Source organism: Pseudobutyrivibrio sp. YE44 (genome assembly GCF_900104335.1).
In the GTDB taxonomy this organism is placed as follows: Bacteria; Bacillota; Clostridia; order Lachnospirales; family Lachnospiraceae; genus Pseudobutyrivibrio.
This window is the reverse complement of the sequence record NZ_FMXT01000018.1, coordinates 16,203-32,969: the sequence shown is the minus strand read 5'-3', so window position 1 is coordinate 32,969 and position 16,767 is coordinate 16,203. Positions and strand designations below refer to the sequence as shown.

Sequence of the window (16,767 nt, the reverse complement as noted above, 5' to 3'; positions counted from 1 at the left end):
GGTCAAGAGTTCGAATCTCTCCGTCTCCACTAGGATTATTAAATCCCAAAATATTCCTCAATAGCTCAGTTGGTAGAGCACTCGGCTGTTAACCGAGTTGTCGTAGGTTCGAGTCCTACTTGGGGAGCTAGACAACGTAGGCGTTGTCAGTTTGGCTCCGTGGTCAAGCGGTTAAGACATCGCCCTTTCACGGCGGTAACACGGGTTCGATTCCCGTCGGAGTCATTTGCCTAAAGGCAATACTTAGTAATATGCCGATGTGGCTCAATTGGCAGAGCAGCTGATTTGTAATCAGCAGGTTATCGGTTCGAGTCCGATCATCGGCTTTCAAAATTTAACACATATGCAGAGGTATCGAAGTGGTCATAACGAGGCGGTCTTGAAAACCGTTTGTCCGCAAGGGCGCGTGGGTTCGAATCCCACCCTCTGCGTTTTGGCCTCATGGCTCAGTTGGTTAGAGCGCCGCCCTGTCACGGCGGAGGTCGAGGGTTCAAGTCCCTCTGGGGTCGTTACCAGATTGGTTGTTATGGGATCTTAGCTCAGCTGGGAGAGCATCTGCCTTACAAGCAGAGGGTCACAGGTTCGAGCCCTGTAGGTCCCATTAATATCGGGGTGTGGCTCAGTTTGGCTAGAGCACCTGGTTTGGGACCAGGGGGTCGCAGGTTCGAATCCTGTCACCCCGACTTAACTTAATATGCGGGTGTGGTTCAATGGTAGAACATCAGCCTTCCAAGCTGAATACGTGGGTTCGATTCCCATCACCCGCTCTTTGCATTGGCAATTTACAGTTTAATAATTTGCGCGATTAGCTCAGCTGGCAGAGCACCTGACTCTTAATCAGGGTGTCCAGGGTTCGAACCCCTGATCGCGCATTATTTTTTTAGGGGTGGTTTCCCGAGTGGCCAAAGGGGACAGACTGTAAATCTGCTGCTAATTGCTTCGGTGGTTCGAATCCACCACCACCCACTTTATTATTATGGCGAGATAGCTCAGTTGGCTAGAGCACGCGGTTCATACCCGCGGTGTCGAGGGTTCGAATCCCCCTCTCGCTATTACTAGCCCAGATAGCTCAGTTGGTAGAGCAGAGGACTGAAAATCCTCGTGTCGTTGGTTCGATTCCGACTCTGGGCATCATCTTCAAGTTTGTAAATATGTGTGTGTAGCTCAGCTGGATAGAGCACTTGGCTACGGACCAAGGTGTCGGGAGTTCGAATCTTCTCACGCACGCTAGAAAACACTGAATCATCATCGATTCAGTGTTTTTTGTTATAATGAAATTATATCGATAATAAGTGGAAGGTGATGTCATGTCATTATACGCAATTGGAGATTTACATTTACATTTTCAATCAGAGCTTAAGGCGAGAAATCAAATTGAAGACAAAGTATGGCAAAATCATGAGCTGATATTCAAGGAGAATTGTTGCAGTCTGATGACGGATGAGGACACCCTTGTGCTTGTTGGAGATCACAGCTGGGGAAAAAATCTCACAGAATGTAAGAAAGACTTAGAGTACATAATTGCTTTGCCAGGTCGCAAGATTCTTCTTCGAGGAAATCACGATATGTTTTGGGATGCCAAGAAGACAAATCAACTGAATAACGCTTTTGACGGAAAGCTTTTGTTTCTGCAGAATAATTATTACTCATATGAAGACTATGCTCTGGTCGGAACAAAGGGATATACCTTTGAAGGACCATTTTATGTAGATAGATATGGAAATATTCAAGGGTGGGATGAAAAGGAAGCGGAACATGCCGAAAAACTTGTAAAAAGAGAATCTGAGAGATTAGTGTCTTCTTTTGAAGCTGCTAAAGCGGATGGTTATAAGAAATTTATAATGTTTTTACATTATCCGCCAACTAACATCCTTCAGACTAATAGCATCTTTACTAAAATTGCAGAGCAGTACGGAGTGGAGCAAGTTGTGTATGGACACTGTCATGGTCAGAGCAGATTTCATGATAGTATAGTAGGAAAGAAGCGGAGAATACGGTATTCTCTTGTGTCTGGAGACTTTTTGAGATGGATGCCCCAGATGATTATAAAATAACCAATTCTTCTAGCTTTTTCAGAAAACATTCAGCAAATTTTTTATGCCCTTCAATAGTGAAATGCACACCATCAAAAACCTATAGAAATCAAAAGCTTAATCTGTCCAATATTCTCATTGTCTATGTTATACTAATCATAATGTGGGTAAAAGAGGATTATTCTCTTAAAAGAATACTTAACTAACACTCACGGCTAAATAGGTTTTATGGAGGAAATTAATGAAACTAATTGGAAACATAATTTGGATAATTTGCGGCGGACTGCTTAGTGCTTTGGGCTGGTGGCTGGCAGGAGTTTTATGGTGCATTACAATCATCGGTATTCCTGTAGGGTTACAGTGTTTTAAACTCTCATCTATATCACTTAACCCATTTGGAAAAGATGTTGTGGATGAGGGTGGCACAGTATCGTGCTTATTAAATATAATATGGTTCTTTGTATCAGGACTTGAGCTTGCTATTGGTAATGCACTGATTGGGATAATGCTATGCGTCACAATTATTGGCTTTCCATTTGGAATTCAGTATTTCAAAATTGCAAGTCTGGCCCTTGCACCATTTGGAACAAAAGTTGTCAAGGTTGCGTAAGGTCGATTTAGATGAGAGGACGGATGACTAATAAAAATCTACTCAAAAATAAGTTAATAGTTTTCCTTTTGGCAATATTATGTTGTCTGCTTTGGGGAAGTGCATTTCCAAGCATTAAAATCGGATACGAACTTTTTGAAATTGAAGCTAGTGATAGTATGTCACAGATTTTATTTGCAGGGTTACGCTTCTTTTTAGCGGGTGTTATGGCCATAATATTTGGAAGTTTTTTGCAGAAAAAAATGTTGTTCCCAAAGAAAGATTCATGGAGGATGGTATGGACACTTAGCGTATTTCAAACCATCTTACAGTACTTCTTTTTCTATGTGGGATTGGCGCATGCTTCAGGCGTAAAAGCTTCAATAATAAATGGCATGAGCACTTTTTTTGCTATACTTTTAGCCTGTCTTATAAGGAAGCAGGAAAAACTTACAATAAACAAAATTAGCGGATGCGTTTTGGGTGCCATTGGTGTAATTTTGGTGAGTCTTGCTGGAGGAAATCTTGGAGAGGGATTTGCCGTAAACGGAGAAGGATTTATCCTTATAGCGTCCATCTCTTATGCCATATCATCCGTATTAATTAAGGAATATTCGACAAAAGAAAATCCTGTTACTCTTAGTGGTTATCAATTTATAATAGGCGGTATCGTCATGATATTGGTTGGATATTTCGCAGGTGGAAGATTGCAAATTACGTCTATCACAGGAATACCGCTGATAGTATATATGGCTTTGATTTCCTCAGTTGCGTATTCAATTTGGGGTATATTATTAAAATACAATCCAGTCTCATCGGTGACTATTTATGGATTCACAAATCCAATTTTTGGAGCACTTCTTTCAGCACTTTTTCTGTCTGAATGGAAGAAGATTACTGTCCAATATTTAATCGCATTAGTGTTGGTAAGTGCAGGAATCTATGTAGTAAATAGAGACTAGAAATAGAAAAGCCCGTTTAGGGCTTTTTTTGCGCCTTTTTTATTTTTAAATTAAGGTTAGACATAACTAACTGCAAGTGCTATTATGTAAGCATATTAGAAAAATAAAAAAGGGAGGAAAGAAACAATGGATCTTACTTTTGGTGATGTACAGGAAACAGCACTTATTCCGCTTGCGATAAAAGCGAGTGAGACGGCGAGGGAAAATGCTAGAATAGTTGACTTTAAAGCAAAAGAGATTATTGATGCACTTGGCGTTGATGTTAGTAAGTATGACCCGTTCATGTCTCATGAGGGTGTGGTCGCAAGAACAATATTGTATAGAGATGAGTTAAAAAGACTTATCGAAAAATATCCAGATGCTCTTTGCGTTAATCTTGGATGTGGTTTTGATGATAAGTTTACACAAGTTGATAATGGTCGTATCACATGGTTTGATGTGGATCTTCCTGATCAGATAGAGAAGAGACGCAAAGTATACTCAGACAGGGATAGATGTACAATGCTTGAAGGAAGCGCTCTTGACGGGGAATGGACTAAGCAGCTTCCAAAGCATGATATGAACATCGTAGTTATGGAGGGTGTACTTGAATATTTTTCAAAAGGGCAAGTAAAGACATGTATCAATATGCTTTGTGATAGCTTTGAACATGGATATCTTCTCGCTGAACTTCATTCACCATTCCTTGAAAAGAATGGAAACCATCATGATGCTGTAAAACATACCAATGCTACATTTGGTTGGGGAACAAAATCAGGACTTGAATATTTGGAGCTTGAACCAAGGATGCGCCTTATATCCGAAACAAGCTATAATGAAGAAATGAAGAAGTACTCAATACGCGGGAAGATATTTGCTATCATTGGCAAGAATATTAATAATCGACTAGCTGTATTTGAGTGGTAGAGTTTCAAAGAATCGGCCTAAAAGACCTTCTTTTTCAAGCTCCTCTCAGTAACATTAACAAATATATAGTGACATTATACAGCCAGCTTCCAAGTATTGTTAATCTTAGGATCATAGTACAATCTTACAATTCTCTCTAGCCCAAAGATATGAACCTTGCACTCAAAGATATCTACACTGTTCGATACGTATATACCATCTTTGGTAGTGCGGGTGCCTGTCTTTGGTACAGGCTTAAACGCACTTACTGTATATGTTTCATATTCTCCATTATCATTCATTAGTCGGAAGCGGAGAGGAATGATTGTATTATTGGCTTTGTGGATACATATCACTTCCACTTTGTCATATACTTTCATATTGCCAGTACCTCCTAAGCGCTTCTCGAATATTTGTTCTATATTCGTACAGACAATATACACCCGAACAGGCATTCGAGTCAATCGAACATCCAAAATTCATTAAAATTTTACAATTATCGAAAGGAAGTGCTAAACTTGTATTTAATACTTCAGGAGTAAAGCAGATGTATCTATGCTTATACAGAAGACTACAATATTGAAGAAAGAATGGAATTAATATATGGATTTATTTGCAATTCATCACATCGCTATAATCGTATCTGACTATGAAAAATCAAAGGATTTCTACGTTGATAAGCTTGGGTTTGAAGTAATACGCGAAAACTATAGACCACAAAAAGAAGATTGGAAGCTTGATTTAAAAGTAAACGATACGACAGAGCTTGAGATTTTCGCTCCAAAAAATCCGCCTAAAAGACCGTCTTTTCCAGAAGCTTGTGGACTTAGGCATCTAGCCTTTAAAGTAAACGAAATAGAGAGAGTAGTAGCAGAACTGAATGAACTTGGTATCGAATGCGAACCAATCAGAACTGATGAATTTACAAATAAGAAAATGACTTTCTTTTTCGATCCAGATGGATTACCTTTAGAACTTCATGAATAAAAACGGCATTTTTGGATATTGAAAAATGGATGAATAAAATAAAACCTGTCTACATCGAGGATAACATTCTGATAGAGTTTCCTGCCGGAAGCTCTATATTTTTTATTTAGGGTTAGACATATCTAACTTGTGACGATATAATAAATATAGATAGAAGAGTAGGAGGTGTTTATTATGACGCTTATGCAGATTCTTTCAATACTATTCTTAGCCGGTGCTTTAATTTGGCAGCAATATTATTTACACAAACATAGACATTAAAAAAAGAGGAAATACTGATGACAAAGACAATATTAAAAATTGAAGGTATGATGTGCGGCATGTGTGAAGCCCATGTAAACGATGCAATTCGAAAGGCCCTTCCAGATGCTAAAAAAGTAACGAGTTCGCACACTAAAGGAGAAAGTTCATTTATCTCAGAGCAAATTCCTGATGAAAATAAGCTAGTAGCCGCTATTGGAGAGACAGGATACTCTGTACAATCAATAAGTTCAGAGCCTTATAAGAAGAAATTCTTAGGATTGTTTTAAATACTTTTTGGGGACTTTTTGGGGCATATTAATGGCAGATAGAAAAATCTATGCGTATAATTTAAGTTATATTTGCAAATATGCAATAGATAATTTAAAATAGCTATAGAAACAAATAAAAATGTTATTTGGGAGAATCCATATGAATCAGCATGGCAATGTTAACCCTAAATCCAATATAGATAAACTTGAAGAAATAAAGGCTGAGTTGCCTTCATGCATACATGGATACTTTGATTTTGGATCTCATGATAAGGCTATATTAACTAAGCTTAATTATGCCAGGGATTTATTGTATTTCTTTGAGTATACTGTAAATTTCTTGCCATATTTCCCTGAAAAAGAAACTGCGGAACTTACTATAGATAACCTTAAGTCAATTACGCCAAACGACATCAATAAGTTTGTTACATGGATGAAGGATAAACAGGAATTGTCTGAGCGAACCTGCGCACGTCGCAGATCATCGGTTTCCATAATATATAATTACCTGATTAATACTGAGCGAAAGCTGGACTTTAATCCAGTTACTGGCTCTGAAGGGATTTCCATTGAGCAAAGCGATTTTGTTACCTATTTAAATCTTGATGAGCAGGCAAAGCTTTTAGATTGTATACAGTATGGTACTGGGCTTTCAAAGCGCGAATTGGCTTTCCATGAGAAATATAAGAAACGTGATCTGGCCATCATTTTCCTGTTTTTAGACACTGGACTTCGCATATCCGAATTACAGGCTCTTAATGTTAATGATGTTGTCATCTATGATGATTTTATTAAAGATGAAGCGAACGAATGCTTCGTTCTCACATTAAGAAAAGGTAAAAAAAGAACCGGTAAAACACCTTCAAAGGTTTATTTCTCTGATGAATCCAAAGAATATATACAAGATTATCTTAAATCTAGGGAAATTCATGGAGAGAAATTCGATAGCAACTCTCCTCTCTTCACTACCATCGATGGTGACAGACTTTCAGTACGTCAGATTCAACAGATGTTAAAGAAATATGTCAGAGCTTCCCTTCACCGCAACGATATCAGCGTACACAAACTCCGCTCCAGCTTTGCTATGGAGTTTTATAAGTCTGATCATGATATTCTGGTTCTTCAAAACCGTATGGGGCACGCTTCTATCGCTGCCACTAACATCTATGCCAGAGCCAGCGATAAGGAGGATGCTGTTAAGAAGTCTAGAAATTGGCGCCAGAAATAAAGGCATCTTATAGCCATTTGCTATCAACTTCTGTATATTTTTCCACTAAAATTACACTATTTTCTTTAACTTAGCATTCTGGTTTTTGGGTTAAATACATTACAAAAAGCACGTAGCTTTAATTTGCTAAGTGCTTTCATTATTATAATTGTTTCAAATATACATTTTTGTGTTCAGCAGCGTATTCAACTAATTCATCAGTAAAACCACTTTTTGAATACAGAACAAAGTACTCTTTTCGATTATCTTTATTCCAGTTAACAACCTTAGCTTTTTCCTGGAGATCGTTTAGGACACTAAGTCCTTTTTTATTTTTAGAATACTTGCATTCACCAAAGATAATGTCTGTTCCGGTTGAATCGTATGCAACAACATCAATCTCCACATCCTTTGAACCCCACCATTTGCCAGAACGATTAAATGATATACCCTCAGATAAAAGGCTCCATATATCATCACGACAAATATCTTCATATATAAAAGAAACATGATTGTCGATGAAGTTGTTCTTAATCTTATCTTCTACGTATTCTGAATGTCCCGATTCGAGCATGCTTCGATTTGGGTATACAAATTTGAACCAAAAAGAAATGAAATTATCTTTGATTCTATATAATCCCATCTTGCTTTTCTCTGGGTTTTCTTCTGTAATAGGAACCTCACGTTCAATAATATCCAAATCTATAAGTGTCTTTAAATAATTTGTCAGATTCGATTGAGATACACCAAGTGCTGATGCAATTTTACTGAGTTTATGATTACCTGCAGCTATAGTCTTCAAGATTGAGAAGTAACTACCTACCTCTGATACTTCTTTTTGTAACAAGAACTCAGGCTCTGCATATAAGAATGATCCTGTCGCTAAAATGTTTTCCTTGATTGACGTGTAAATATCTTTTTTCTTATGGAATAACTCAATATATTTAGGAACACCACCAGTAACAGCATATTGCTGAATCTGCTCTTCCATAGATAAAGACTCATTAAACTCATGATAATATGAGAAATCAATCTGCTTTAGCTTTATCTGTGCTGTTCGACGACCATAAAGAGGCGAATCATAATTGAGGACCTGAGAAGTCATCATATTGATAAGTGAACCGCAAAGAATCAGCATAACGTTTGACTTTGATAATATCTCATCCCAAATCTTCTGCATTACTGAAGGGAAAGCTTTATTTGCCTTACCTAGATATTGGAATTCATCCATAACAAGAACGATTTTCTCATTTCTTGATTCATCCGCTATTATATTGAAAATTGGTGCCCAAGAATCAAGAGTAGCACTTGCTAATAGGGAATTATTAAATGTCTCTGCGATAAGCATCTTGAAAGTGTTTCGATTCTCAGATTCGTTCTCTTCTGTCGCTAGGAAGTAGATAGCTTTTTTATTTTCGCAAAAATGATTTATGAGCGTAGTTTTTCCTACTCTTCGTCTTCCATAAATAACAACAAAGGAGGGTGAATCTCTGTCATATTCATTTTCTAATGTTGCCATTTCATCTATTCTATCTATAAATGCTGACATGAGAACCTCCTGTAATAGTTATATTTGAAATTATTATAATCTAAATTATTATAATTGTAAATATATCTTTCGTATACATTTAGTCCGATAAATTTTGATTTCTCAGGGTGGTTCGATAAATCCGTTTGAATCGTTTGAAAATCAGTAAATTGTCTGAAATAGCAAATTAGGGTAAATCAGGGGTTTGAATTGTAAGATTTTTAATAGTAAACCTCTTAGTGCTTATCTAATTGAGATAGTAACTGTAAATTAGCCTTTTCATACTCATTAAAAACAGAGTCGTCAAAATCTGCTGGCGCTATCTCTGGTATATACCAGAGCTGGGACATAAAATAATTATTTAAATCTGAATCTGAAAAAATATATCCGTGGCGTGCGTATATTTCATTTTTAGCTAAATAAATAATGCGTGGCGAATCATTTATGAAACATTTTTGGTGATTTATTTTGCCATAATGATTATGGCTTAGTTTGTGTCTGCAATTTTCGATGAAAACTTGAGGAAATAAAATAGTTTAAGAAAAATAAGAAGGATTCAGATGGCTATCCGAAGATAGCCTTACTTTATATCCTTTCCAAATACTTGTATTTGGCTAAGTGCTGGAAATGGCGAAGGATCGGCAGTTTAGAAAGTACGTTGGTCAAACACCCGCACATTATAGAAAAGTATTTCATAATCCAAGCTTCTAATTCTTCTTTTAAATATAGCCCCCATGTAATTATTATTACTTATGGGGGCTACTCCTTTAATTATTATCCTGTTCTTCCTTTACAACATCCTTCACTTCTTGTTTTATATCGGAAGCATCAAGCACTGATTCCTCTGCAAGCTTCTTAAATAGCTTTTTATCCTTTAATGTATATTCCTGATCTTCATCATATTTCTTCTTCTCTACAGCAATCATCTTTCTACGAAGCATTTTTTCTTTCATGATATTTTGTTTTTCTCGAATCCATGCTACAAGAAGTACGCCCAAAAGAAGTATACCTATATAGCCTAAAACTGGGTACATCAATGATACCAGCTTTTTAAAGCCTGCGAAGCTGCACAGATACCCAGCAACCACTACTGTAATCAAAATAATATGAAGCTTTTTATTATCATTTCCTGATAGTCTCTTTGCCAAGGCATAGCTTAAGCTAAAAGCTGTATTAAAGATCAACGCAAATATTGTAAAAGTATAGATATGTGCAAAAACAGGATTTATACTTGCCACTATTGCCAACATTGGTATTTCTGCGTTAGAAATACTTTCCACATTAGCCAAAAGAGCACCATAAGCACATAATACTATCACACCAATTAACGCTCCACCTATAGCACCGCCCTTTTCCGCAACACCTATTCGTACTACCGAGCCACCAAGCACAAATGCCATAGATACTCCTGTCACGGCACAAAGTGAGTAGTAATTAATTGCTGAAAAAATTACTTTTGGCATTGGAGCTGGAAGCTCTCCTGCTACTCTATATATATTGTTCCAATCATAGCTATGGCCAATGTAAGTATATGCAGTGATTGCAACAATCATAACTATGATTATTGGAGTAAATATTCCAAGTACAGATGTAATTTTATCAAAGTCCATAAATGAAACAATAATAACTAACAATGCACAAACAAGCGCACCTAACCAGTTTGGAAAATCAAACTGCTGATGAAGATTTGCACCTGCGCCTGCAATCATTACGAAAAAAATGATAAAGCCAGACACAATCAACGTGTAATCTATGATTTTTGTAATAATAGGATGCGCCACCTGTTCTAAGACATCCTGGTGACTATCCGAATCATAATAACACCCCAATGTAACAATGATTTTTCCAAAAACTATATTTAAAACTGCAAGAAGAATTACACCTATAATTCCCTGCTTTCCAAAACTCACGAAGTACTGCATCAAATCCTGTCCTGAAGAAAGGCCTGCGCCAACTATAACTCCCACGTATGCCAATGCTATCTTTAAGTATTTTTTTGTCACAACATACCTCCAATATATGTTTTAGTTTTCCGAAATAACTATCTATATCAGAACATATACCCTCAATATACTTTGCGAAATCTTCTTCATCATACAAAGAATAATATTCATCATTATTGGTGTATCTAAAATTAACAGCGGTTTCTTCGTTTAAGTATTTCCACCAATACCAGTTACCATTTTCTTTTTCGTGAGCTCCTGCCAAGCTTAAATCGTTGTCGTCAATTATTCTTTGAATAATATCTTCTTTATGAACATCCCAATTATTGCACCCAGACCAAGGCGTAAGTCCCATATATATCTTCCATTCAATTTCAATTCTGAATGAAATGTTTTTATCTATCCCCCACTTAGATAATGGAATAATGTAGTTAAGACTTGGCCAAGACCTCCGGTTATTCTCGTAGAATTCCTTTGTTTGGTCCTCATATAATGTCACAAGCTTAAGTCCCATATCACTATATCGTTCCATATGTTTTTCTATAGCCCGAAAAACTTCTTTCATCTTCTCTATTTTTACGTATTTTATAGCTTGTTCTATTGTCGATGCAGCATTAAATAATGCTGAAGATTTTGAAATTTCTTTAACTAAATCCTTTTGTTCTTTCTCACTCATTTTATTCCAAGTACCTTCCCGCTTAGACCAACCTTGAATCACATCCAAATACTGTCTTAATATACTTTTAACATCAGCATTTTCTGTTAAATCAATGCATGATTTTAACCAGTTAGAAATATCACTTTCAAAGGATATACAACATAATTGTTCATTAGGCCTCAGTTCGCCCTTACTGCTTTCACTCGGCTCATGACCATCAATTGTTAAGTAAAATATTCTAGTGTCTTCATCCTTATCTTTGGCATACACATAATAATCCCTACATTGATTATCTTGGTCATCTGCATATATCTTTACCTCAATTGGAATAAATTTCCTTCCTGCTATTATGCATAGGTCAATTCTTCTTAATCCATCGATAGGATATTCTGCAACAACACTTGCATTACTATAATCAGAATCACCAATCCTCGAATAGTTAAGTACATTTTCAATAAATAGTTTTAAAAAAGTATCCCCCTGCCCATGACTTCCTTTTGGATCTAACAACTCTCGAAGAAAGCGGCACATTAGGACTTCTTTATTATCTATCCGTTCGATTCTAAAGATATTAAAATCATTTTTCCTTATCTCATTAACGGATTGATACTCTGTAATATATTTACTAGCCTTTTTAAGCAAATTAGTAAATGTATCCATAGCTGTTCTCCTACCTATACCTAATTATGAATAATTCGTACATGCATCAATTCCCCATATAGTACATATTATGAACTCTAGCTGTGACTATTCTATGTACATTATTTTGCACATCAAACTGCAAATCCAATAACTCCACCTTGCTTCTTATCCAAGTTCTCTATTATGGTTTCATCAAAATCATCCGCCGTTAATCTCATAATTTGCCCCCTTGTTGGGGTAGCATTCTTTCGTTTCATCAAACGTTGAGCCTGTTTCAGAATTGCTCGTTCCACCAGATTTCTCACAAACCTTCCATTGCCATACTCTTCTATTTGATAAGCCTGTTCAAAAATTCTTAGGCATTTCTGTTCAGCTTCTTTATCAGCCTTTAGACCTCTTTCCCTTAACATGAGCCTCATTATGTCCAAGAGTTCCTCTGGTTTATAATCAGGGAAGCCTAAATGAAATGCTATTCGGCTTCTCAAACCCTCATTCTTATCAAGAAACTTCTTCATCTTGTCTGGATAACCCGCGAATATAACAATCACGCTATTTCTATGGTTCTCCATCTCTTGGACAATTGTATTAATAGCTTCATCGCCGTATAATCCATCTTTTTCTACTAACGAATAAGCTTCATCAATGAATAAAACTCCACCAGAGGCCTCCTTAAACTTGTCTACAACTGCAGGTGCGGTCCAACCAACATACTGTCCAACCAAATCACTTCGTCCACATTCGACGTATGCACCAGACTTAAGGACCCCTTCTTCTGTCAAAACATCCGTTAGCAACCTTGCAACAGTAGTCTTTGCACAGCCAGGATTCCCCGTAAATACCATATGTCTAGCCATATTTGTTTTGCAAAGTCCATATGTCTCTCGATATTTCTGTACCTTGTAGGCGGCTATAATACTATCAATCAAATTCTTCACTTCAGATAACCCTACCATATCCTGAAGTTCCTCATATGCAGTCCCTTTCTTCTTCTCAACTATCTTCGCCATTTTGCAATTGCTGTAAGCACTATATACTTTAGACTTCAATATCTCCTTAGACCATTTGTTATAGGCTTTTTGTACATCGAAACATTTAAAGACTTTCTTACTATGAGAAAGATAATCATCTATTGAATCGTCAACTAATTCTGCGAACTCAGTTTTCTGTGAAAGCAACCTAAAATATGCGAGTGCTTCATCTCTATTTCCTGCACCCTCAGAAATCCCGATAATATCAAGATCCTCTGAAACTCTTGCCAGTAGTTCTTTCGAAAATCCAGGATTCGCTAAATCTTCTAAAAAGAAAAATAATGTATTTTTATGATATTCAGTAGCTAATTCACCTAAGAACTTTACTAATCTCTTATAACTATTTGCAAAATTTCCAGTAAAGCAATTATCCCCATGAGCATCAATTACCAAGATACCTCCGCCCGATTGCTTAAACACTTTCTTCAAATCCGTTTCGTCAAAAGCTCTATCACTTAAATCACTGATAACATTTATTCTTACACCTTGCGACCTATGTCTCGTATGAAGCATTCTAACCATCAAATCAATGATGACTAGGGCTGTTTGCTGATCGCCTGCCTGAATTTTATAATGCACAGGATGTCCATAAAACTTTAAAGCGTTATCGCTAGAATAAATACGTTCTATCTCATCTAACAAACTCTTATCCGCCATGATACTTTTTGCCTCCTCAATAGCATCCTTCTGCAAAAAGTATCCTTCTTTTGCTATGTATTCGTTTATCTTAAAATAAGAATTATCGAAATAATCAAGCTGTAAATCATATTCTGAGCGACGTATTCCATGGTCAAAATATCCTCTATTATCGGCTTCCTCTTGTAAATGAACGAAATATTTTGCAGTAATTTCCCGATTTGACACCACTTTGCCTATTACATAAGCTTTAGTTTTGTTCGGTGCCTTTTGAATTTGTTTATTTACATCTGCAAGAGTGATTTTATCTGGCCATAAGGAAACTGCTATATCTACAGACTCTTCATTACTTCTAAATGCAAAGCAATAGAATTCACCATTTATTGCTAACCCATTTATACATTGGTTTATTTTCTTTATAACTCTATCCGCAGTATTTCTACTAGACCTTCTCTCCTCTTCCTTTTCCAATTCTTCTGGAATAGCTGTTAGTTTAAACTTTACAGTATAACAAAGCATAAAAATATAACCTCCGATTAAGAAAAAACAACTACTTAACCTAATTTGTATATGAAATTGTATCAGAGCTTATGTGCATAATTTTGTACATAACACTTTTCTCTCATAAAAAAGACTCAACTCCTCATAAAATAAGAAATTGAGTCTCTAAACAATTATTCAATTTTACTTCTTCTCGTTTTCAATATACTTCTTCAGCGTATTTCTAGATATCCAATATCTCCACACTTTAAACACATGCAATGGTTCAATTGACAATTCAGTAATCCATGCTAAAATAAACTTAACAGATTATTTATAACAAATCATTTTGTTAAGGCGGTGATTATATGATATACACATACTTAACTGAACATTATAAAGAAGGGGAACCAATCTTCTTCTCAGACATTTACGATGGAACTATTTCAAAGCCTGCGTTGACACAGCAGCTAGCCACTCTTTGTAAAAAGGGGATGTTGGCTAAGTATGACAATGGCATTTATTACATTCCTAAAAAGACTAGATTGAAATCTGCTGTAGGTCCTACTGCTGATACTGTTGCTAAATACAAATTCATTATGAAGAATGGAAAGATTGATGGCTTCTATGCAGGAAACACCTTTGCCAATCAGCTTGGTATTTCTACTCAGGTTCCATACGTAGTTGAAATTGTAAGTAATAACACAAATTCTGCTCCTAGGACAGTCACTATTGGAAGCAGAAAATTTAGCGTAAAAAAGCCTATTGTTTCAATAGATGAAAACAATGTTTATGTTCTTCAAATGCTTGATCTTCTTTCAGAATTGGATTCTTATTTGGATTACGATTATGAAGAAGCTAGAAAGTGCTTTATAAAGTTTATAGAAGCACATAATATCAAGCGGAGCGATATTGATAAATATATTAGAAACTATCCGCTTACAGCATTTAAATACTATTATGAATTGAGGTTAGACAATGTACTTGCATGAAGATAAAGAACTATTTGCAGATGTTATCGCTCTCACTGCTGAGAGAACTGGACAGGCGCAGGATATTATTGAAAAAGACTATTATGTAACAATCATTCTTAAAGAACTTTCAGAAAGCGATTATCCAATTTGTTTCAAGGGCGGCACCTCGTTATCTAAAGCCTATGGTGTAATTGACCGCTTTTCTGAGGATATTGATATCACATTTACTGAGCACATAGGTGTTGCCAGAAGAAAGAAATTAAAATATGAGATTCTTGGACCCGTGGCAGATAAGCTTGGCTTGAAAATCCTTAACTGGGATGACATCGAGAGTAACAAAGAATACAACCACTATGATTATGGCTACAAATCAATTGTTGAGGACTCATTTTTGACTCCTTTTGTGAAACTTGAAACCGCGCTCATGTCATATGCGTTCCCTACAGAAGAACAACTGCTAAGTAATTACATCTACGAAGCCTTAAAAGATGATGAATCGGAACTTATCGCAGATTACGATTTAGCACCTTTTTCTATGCAGGTGCAATCGCTAAAGCGAACTTTAATAGACAAAATCTTTGCCACTTGTGATTATTATCTTCAAGGTAAAGCTGCTAGAAATTCTCGTCATCTTTATGATATCTATAAATTGGCGCAGCATGTTGAAATCGATGATTCATTTAAAGCATTGATTCCAGCGGTGCGTGAACACAGATTACAGATGAAAAATGATATAGCTCCTTCAGCTGATTCTAAATATAGTATTCCCGATTTAATCAAAGAATACTGCGATAAAGATTTTTATAAATCTGATTATGAACTTACAACTTTGAAATTGATAACAGATGCTATATCGTATGATGAGACAAAAGACTTCGTATTAAAATTTACAAGAAAAATTTTTAAATAATTTAAAATTAGAAGCACTAGGTACTGTAGCCTAGTGCTTTTGTTCACTCTCTACATACTTCTTCAGCGTATTCCTAGAAATCCCATACTTCCGCATCAAATCCACTTGCTTAATCGAACGGTCATGCAGATATGCTTGAATATCCGCCTTAAGCTCAGGTGTCAGTTTATCAAATTGACCTTGCTTTCTGCCGCTGCGTTTATTACTTGCAACAATACCATCCTTGATTGCCTTGGAAATGTATAAGCGCTGCTGCTCTGCTCTATCCAGCTCTACAATAAGAAGTAATTTGATTACTCCTTCCATTGCTGTACGTGTGACTAGATCCTGCGCTTGGGCTACATCCAACATCTGCTTAATGTACTCGCTGGACACAGTTGGATTATCAATGAACACAACATTGATTCCACGATTCAGCCATTCCATATATTTCATGTAGCCATTCTCAGCTTCACGGGTGAATCTAGAGATGTCTTTGAAAACAACAGTATCATCTTTCTGTAGAATCTTATCCAGTTTTTGGAACTGTGGTCGCTCTGTAAAATTCTTAGCAGACTTCTCTTTTGTAAATTCAACTAGGTATTCTATGTCCTGCTCTTTTGCATAGCGACTCAGACTTTTAATCTGTCTATTGAAGTTTTGCTTCTCCGTATCGGTGCTTATACGCATATACGAATAATAATTTCCCATAACGCACTCCTCAAGAATCAAAAAACATATTTTTTTGTGTATTATCGACATTTCCAAAGAGCCATCGGATGACGCTCTATTCTTGCTACTATTTCAGAATCAT

General features: G+C 36.3%; 16 protein-coding genes and 13 tRNA genes. 22 read left to right on the top strand and 7 right to left on the bottom strand.

Going from position 1 to position 16,767, the window contains the following annotated elements:
* The first annotated feature begins 54 nt into the window (after positions 1-54).
* The 17 genes from BLR54_RS14370 to BLR54_RS14285 all read left to right on the top strand — a co-directional run bounded on the left by BLR54_RS14370 (position 55) and on the right by BLR54_RS14285 (position 4,490).
* Positions 55-127, top strand: a tRNA-Asn gene (locus BLR54_RS14370).
* 26 nt (positions 128-153) lie between these two features.
* Positions 154-225: transfer RNA gene (locus BLR54_RS14365), tRNA-Glu, on the top strand.
* Between the two features lie 28 nt (positions 226-253).
* Positions 254-326 (top strand) — tRNA-Thr (locus BLR54_RS14360).
* A 19-nt stretch (positions 327-345) separates the two neighbouring features.
* A tRNA-Ser gene (locus BLR54_RS14355) sits at positions 346-431 on the top strand.
* 4 nt (positions 432-435) lie between these two features.
* A tRNA-Asp gene (locus BLR54_RS14350) sits at positions 436-509 on the top strand.
* Positions 510-528: 19 nt separating this feature from the next.
* Positions 529-601 (top strand) — tRNA-Val (locus BLR54_RS14345).
* 7 nt (positions 602-608) lie between these two features.
* Positions 609-683 (top strand) — tRNA-Pro (locus BLR54_RS14340).
* 13 nt (positions 684-696) lie between these two features.
* Positions 697-767: transfer RNA gene (locus tag BLR54_RS14335), tRNA-Gly, on the top strand.
* A gap of 32 nt (positions 768-799) precedes the next feature.
* Positions 800-872: transfer RNA gene (locus tag BLR54_RS14330), tRNA-Lys, on the top strand.
* Between the two features lie 12 nt (positions 873-884).
* A tRNA-Tyr gene (locus BLR54_RS14325) sits at positions 885-966 on the top strand.
* A 12-nt stretch (positions 967-978) separates the two neighbouring features.
* A tRNA-Met gene (locus tag BLR54_RS14320) sits at positions 979-1,052 on the top strand.
* A 6-nt stretch (positions 1,053-1,058) separates the two neighbouring features.
* Positions 1,059-1,131: transfer RNA gene (locus BLR54_RS14315), tRNA-Phe, on the top strand.
* Positions 1,132-1,153: 22 nt separating this feature from the next.
* A tRNA-Arg gene (locus BLR54_RS14310) sits at positions 1,154-1,227 on the top strand.
* An 80-nt stretch (positions 1,228-1,307) separates the two neighbouring features.
* Positions 1,308-2,054 carry a metallophosphoesterase gene (locus tag BLR54_RS14305; RefSeq protein WP_090422260.1) on the top strand — a complete coding sequence of 249 codons (747 nt, stop codon included), beginning with the start codon at positions 1,308-1,310 and terminating at the stop codon, positions 2,052-2,054.
* Positions 2,055-2,274: 220 nt separating this feature from the next.
* A complete protein-coding gene (locus BLR54_RS14295) occupies positions 2,275-2,643 on the top strand; it encodes a YccF domain-containing protein (RefSeq protein WP_090422256.1) in 369 nt (122 codons plus the stop codon).
* 23 nt (positions 2,644-2,666) lie between these two features.
* Positions 2,667-3,584, top strand: coding sequence for a DMT family transporter (locus BLR54_RS14290; RefSeq protein ID WP_090422254.1), 918 nt, complete (start codon positions 2,667-2,669; stop codon positions 3,582-3,584).
* Positions 3,585-3,710: 126 nt separating this feature from the next.
* Positions 3,711-4,490, top strand: coding sequence for a class I SAM-dependent methyltransferase (locus BLR54_RS14285; protein ID WP_090422252.1), 780 nt, complete (start codon positions 3,711-3,713; stop codon positions 4,488-4,490).
* 74 nt (positions 4,491-4,564) lie between these two features.
* Here BLR54_RS14285 and BLR54_RS14280 read toward each other — a convergent pair whose 3' ends face one another.
* Positions 4,565-4,849: a hypothetical protein gene (locus BLR54_RS14280; RefSeq protein WP_090422250.1), complete on the bottom strand. Its 285-nt coding sequence runs from the start codon at positions 4,847-4,849 to the stop codon at positions 4,565-4,567.
* Positions 4,850-5,072: 223 nt separating this feature from the next.
* Between BLR54_RS14280 and gloA2 the strand changes: the two genes are divergently transcribed.
* The 3 genes from gloA2 to BLR54_RS14265 all read left to right on the top strand — a co-directional run bounded on the left by gloA2 (position 5,073) and on the right by BLR54_RS14265 (position 7,196).
* Positions 5,073-5,456 (top strand): SMU1112c/YaeR family gloxylase I-like metalloprotein, encoded by a 384-nt coding sequence (gloA2, locus tag BLR54_RS14275; protein ID WP_090422248.1) that lies wholly within the window; start codon positions 5,073-5,075, stop codon positions 5,454-5,456.
* A 278-nt stretch (positions 5,457-5,734) separates the two neighbouring features.
* Positions 5,735-5,986 carry a heavy-metal-associated domain-containing protein gene (locus BLR54_RS14270; protein ID WP_090422246.1) on the top strand — a complete coding sequence of 84 codons (252 nt, stop codon included), beginning with the start codon at positions 5,735-5,737 and terminating at the stop codon, positions 5,984-5,986.
* 142 nt (positions 5,987-6,128) lie between these two features.
* Positions 6,129-7,196 (top strand): tyrosine-type recombinase/integrase, encoded by a 1,068-nt coding sequence (locus tag BLR54_RS14265; protein WP_176761968.1) that lies wholly within the window; start codon positions 6,129-6,131, stop codon positions 7,194-7,196.
* Between the two features lie 142 nt (positions 7,197-7,338).
* Here the strand turns inward: BLR54_RS14265 and BLR54_RS14260 are convergent, their stop codons facing one another.
* The 5 genes from BLR54_RS14260 to BLR54_RS14240 form a co-directional block, all read right to left on the bottom strand.
* The gene (locus tag BLR54_RS14260; protein WP_090422242.1) at positions 7,339-8,724 is read right to left on the bottom strand and encodes an ATP-binding protein; all 1,386 of its coding nucleotides are present in this window, start codon (positions 8,722-8,724) and stop codon (positions 7,339-7,341) included.
* A 215-nt stretch (positions 8,725-8,939) separates the two neighbouring features.
* A complete protein-coding gene (locus tag BLR54_RS15290; protein WP_442960233.1) occupies positions 8,940-9,149 on the bottom strand; it encodes a YARHG domain-containing protein in 210 nt (69 codons plus the stop codon).
* 321 nt (positions 9,150-9,470) lie between these two features.
* The gene (locus BLR54_RS14250) at positions 9,471-10,613 is read right to left on the bottom strand and encodes a YkvI family membrane protein (RefSeq protein ID WP_242871264.1); all 1,143 of its coding nucleotides are present in this window, start codon (positions 10,611-10,613) and stop codon (positions 9,471-9,473) included.
* Complete coding sequence (locus BLR54_RS15130) at positions 10,516-11,964, bottom strand: PDDEXK-like family protein (RefSeq protein WP_090422235.1); 1,449 nt, start codon at positions 11,962-11,964, stop codon at positions 10,516-10,518. Before BLR54_RS15130 ends, BLR54_RS14250 begins: the two co-directional genes overlap by 98 nt.
* Before the next feature lie 113 nt (positions 11,965-12,077).
* Positions 12,078-14,129: an AAA family ATPase gene (locus BLR54_RS14240; RefSeq protein WP_090422233.1), complete on the bottom strand. Its 2,052-nt coding sequence runs from the start codon at positions 14,127-14,129 to the stop codon at positions 12,078-12,080.
* Positions 14,130-14,458: 329 nt separating this feature from the next.
* On the opposite strand from BLR54_RS14240, the gene BLR54_RS14235 reads away from it, so the two are divergent.
* Together BLR54_RS14235 and BLR54_RS14230 are read left to right on the top strand one after the other, a co-directional pair.
* Positions 14,459-15,082, top strand: coding sequence for a DUF6088 family protein (locus BLR54_RS14235; RefSeq protein ID WP_090422231.1), 624 nt, complete (start codon positions 14,459-14,461; stop codon positions 15,080-15,082).
* Positions 15,069-15,974 (top strand): nucleotidyl transferase AbiEii/AbiGii toxin family protein, encoded by a 906-nt coding sequence (locus BLR54_RS14230; RefSeq protein WP_090422229.1) that lies wholly within the window; start codon positions 15,069-15,071, stop codon positions 15,972-15,974. Before BLR54_RS14235 ends, BLR54_RS14230 begins: the two co-directional genes overlap by 14 nt.
* Before the next feature lie 30 nt (positions 15,975-16,004).
* Here BLR54_RS14230 and BLR54_RS14225 read toward each other — a convergent pair whose 3' ends face one another.
* Positions 16,005-16,715: a recombinase family protein gene (locus tag BLR54_RS14225; RefSeq protein WP_242871263.1), complete on the bottom strand. Its 711-nt coding sequence runs from the start codon at positions 16,713-16,715 to the stop codon at positions 16,005-16,007.
* Positions 16,716-16,767 lie beyond the last annotated feature (52 nt).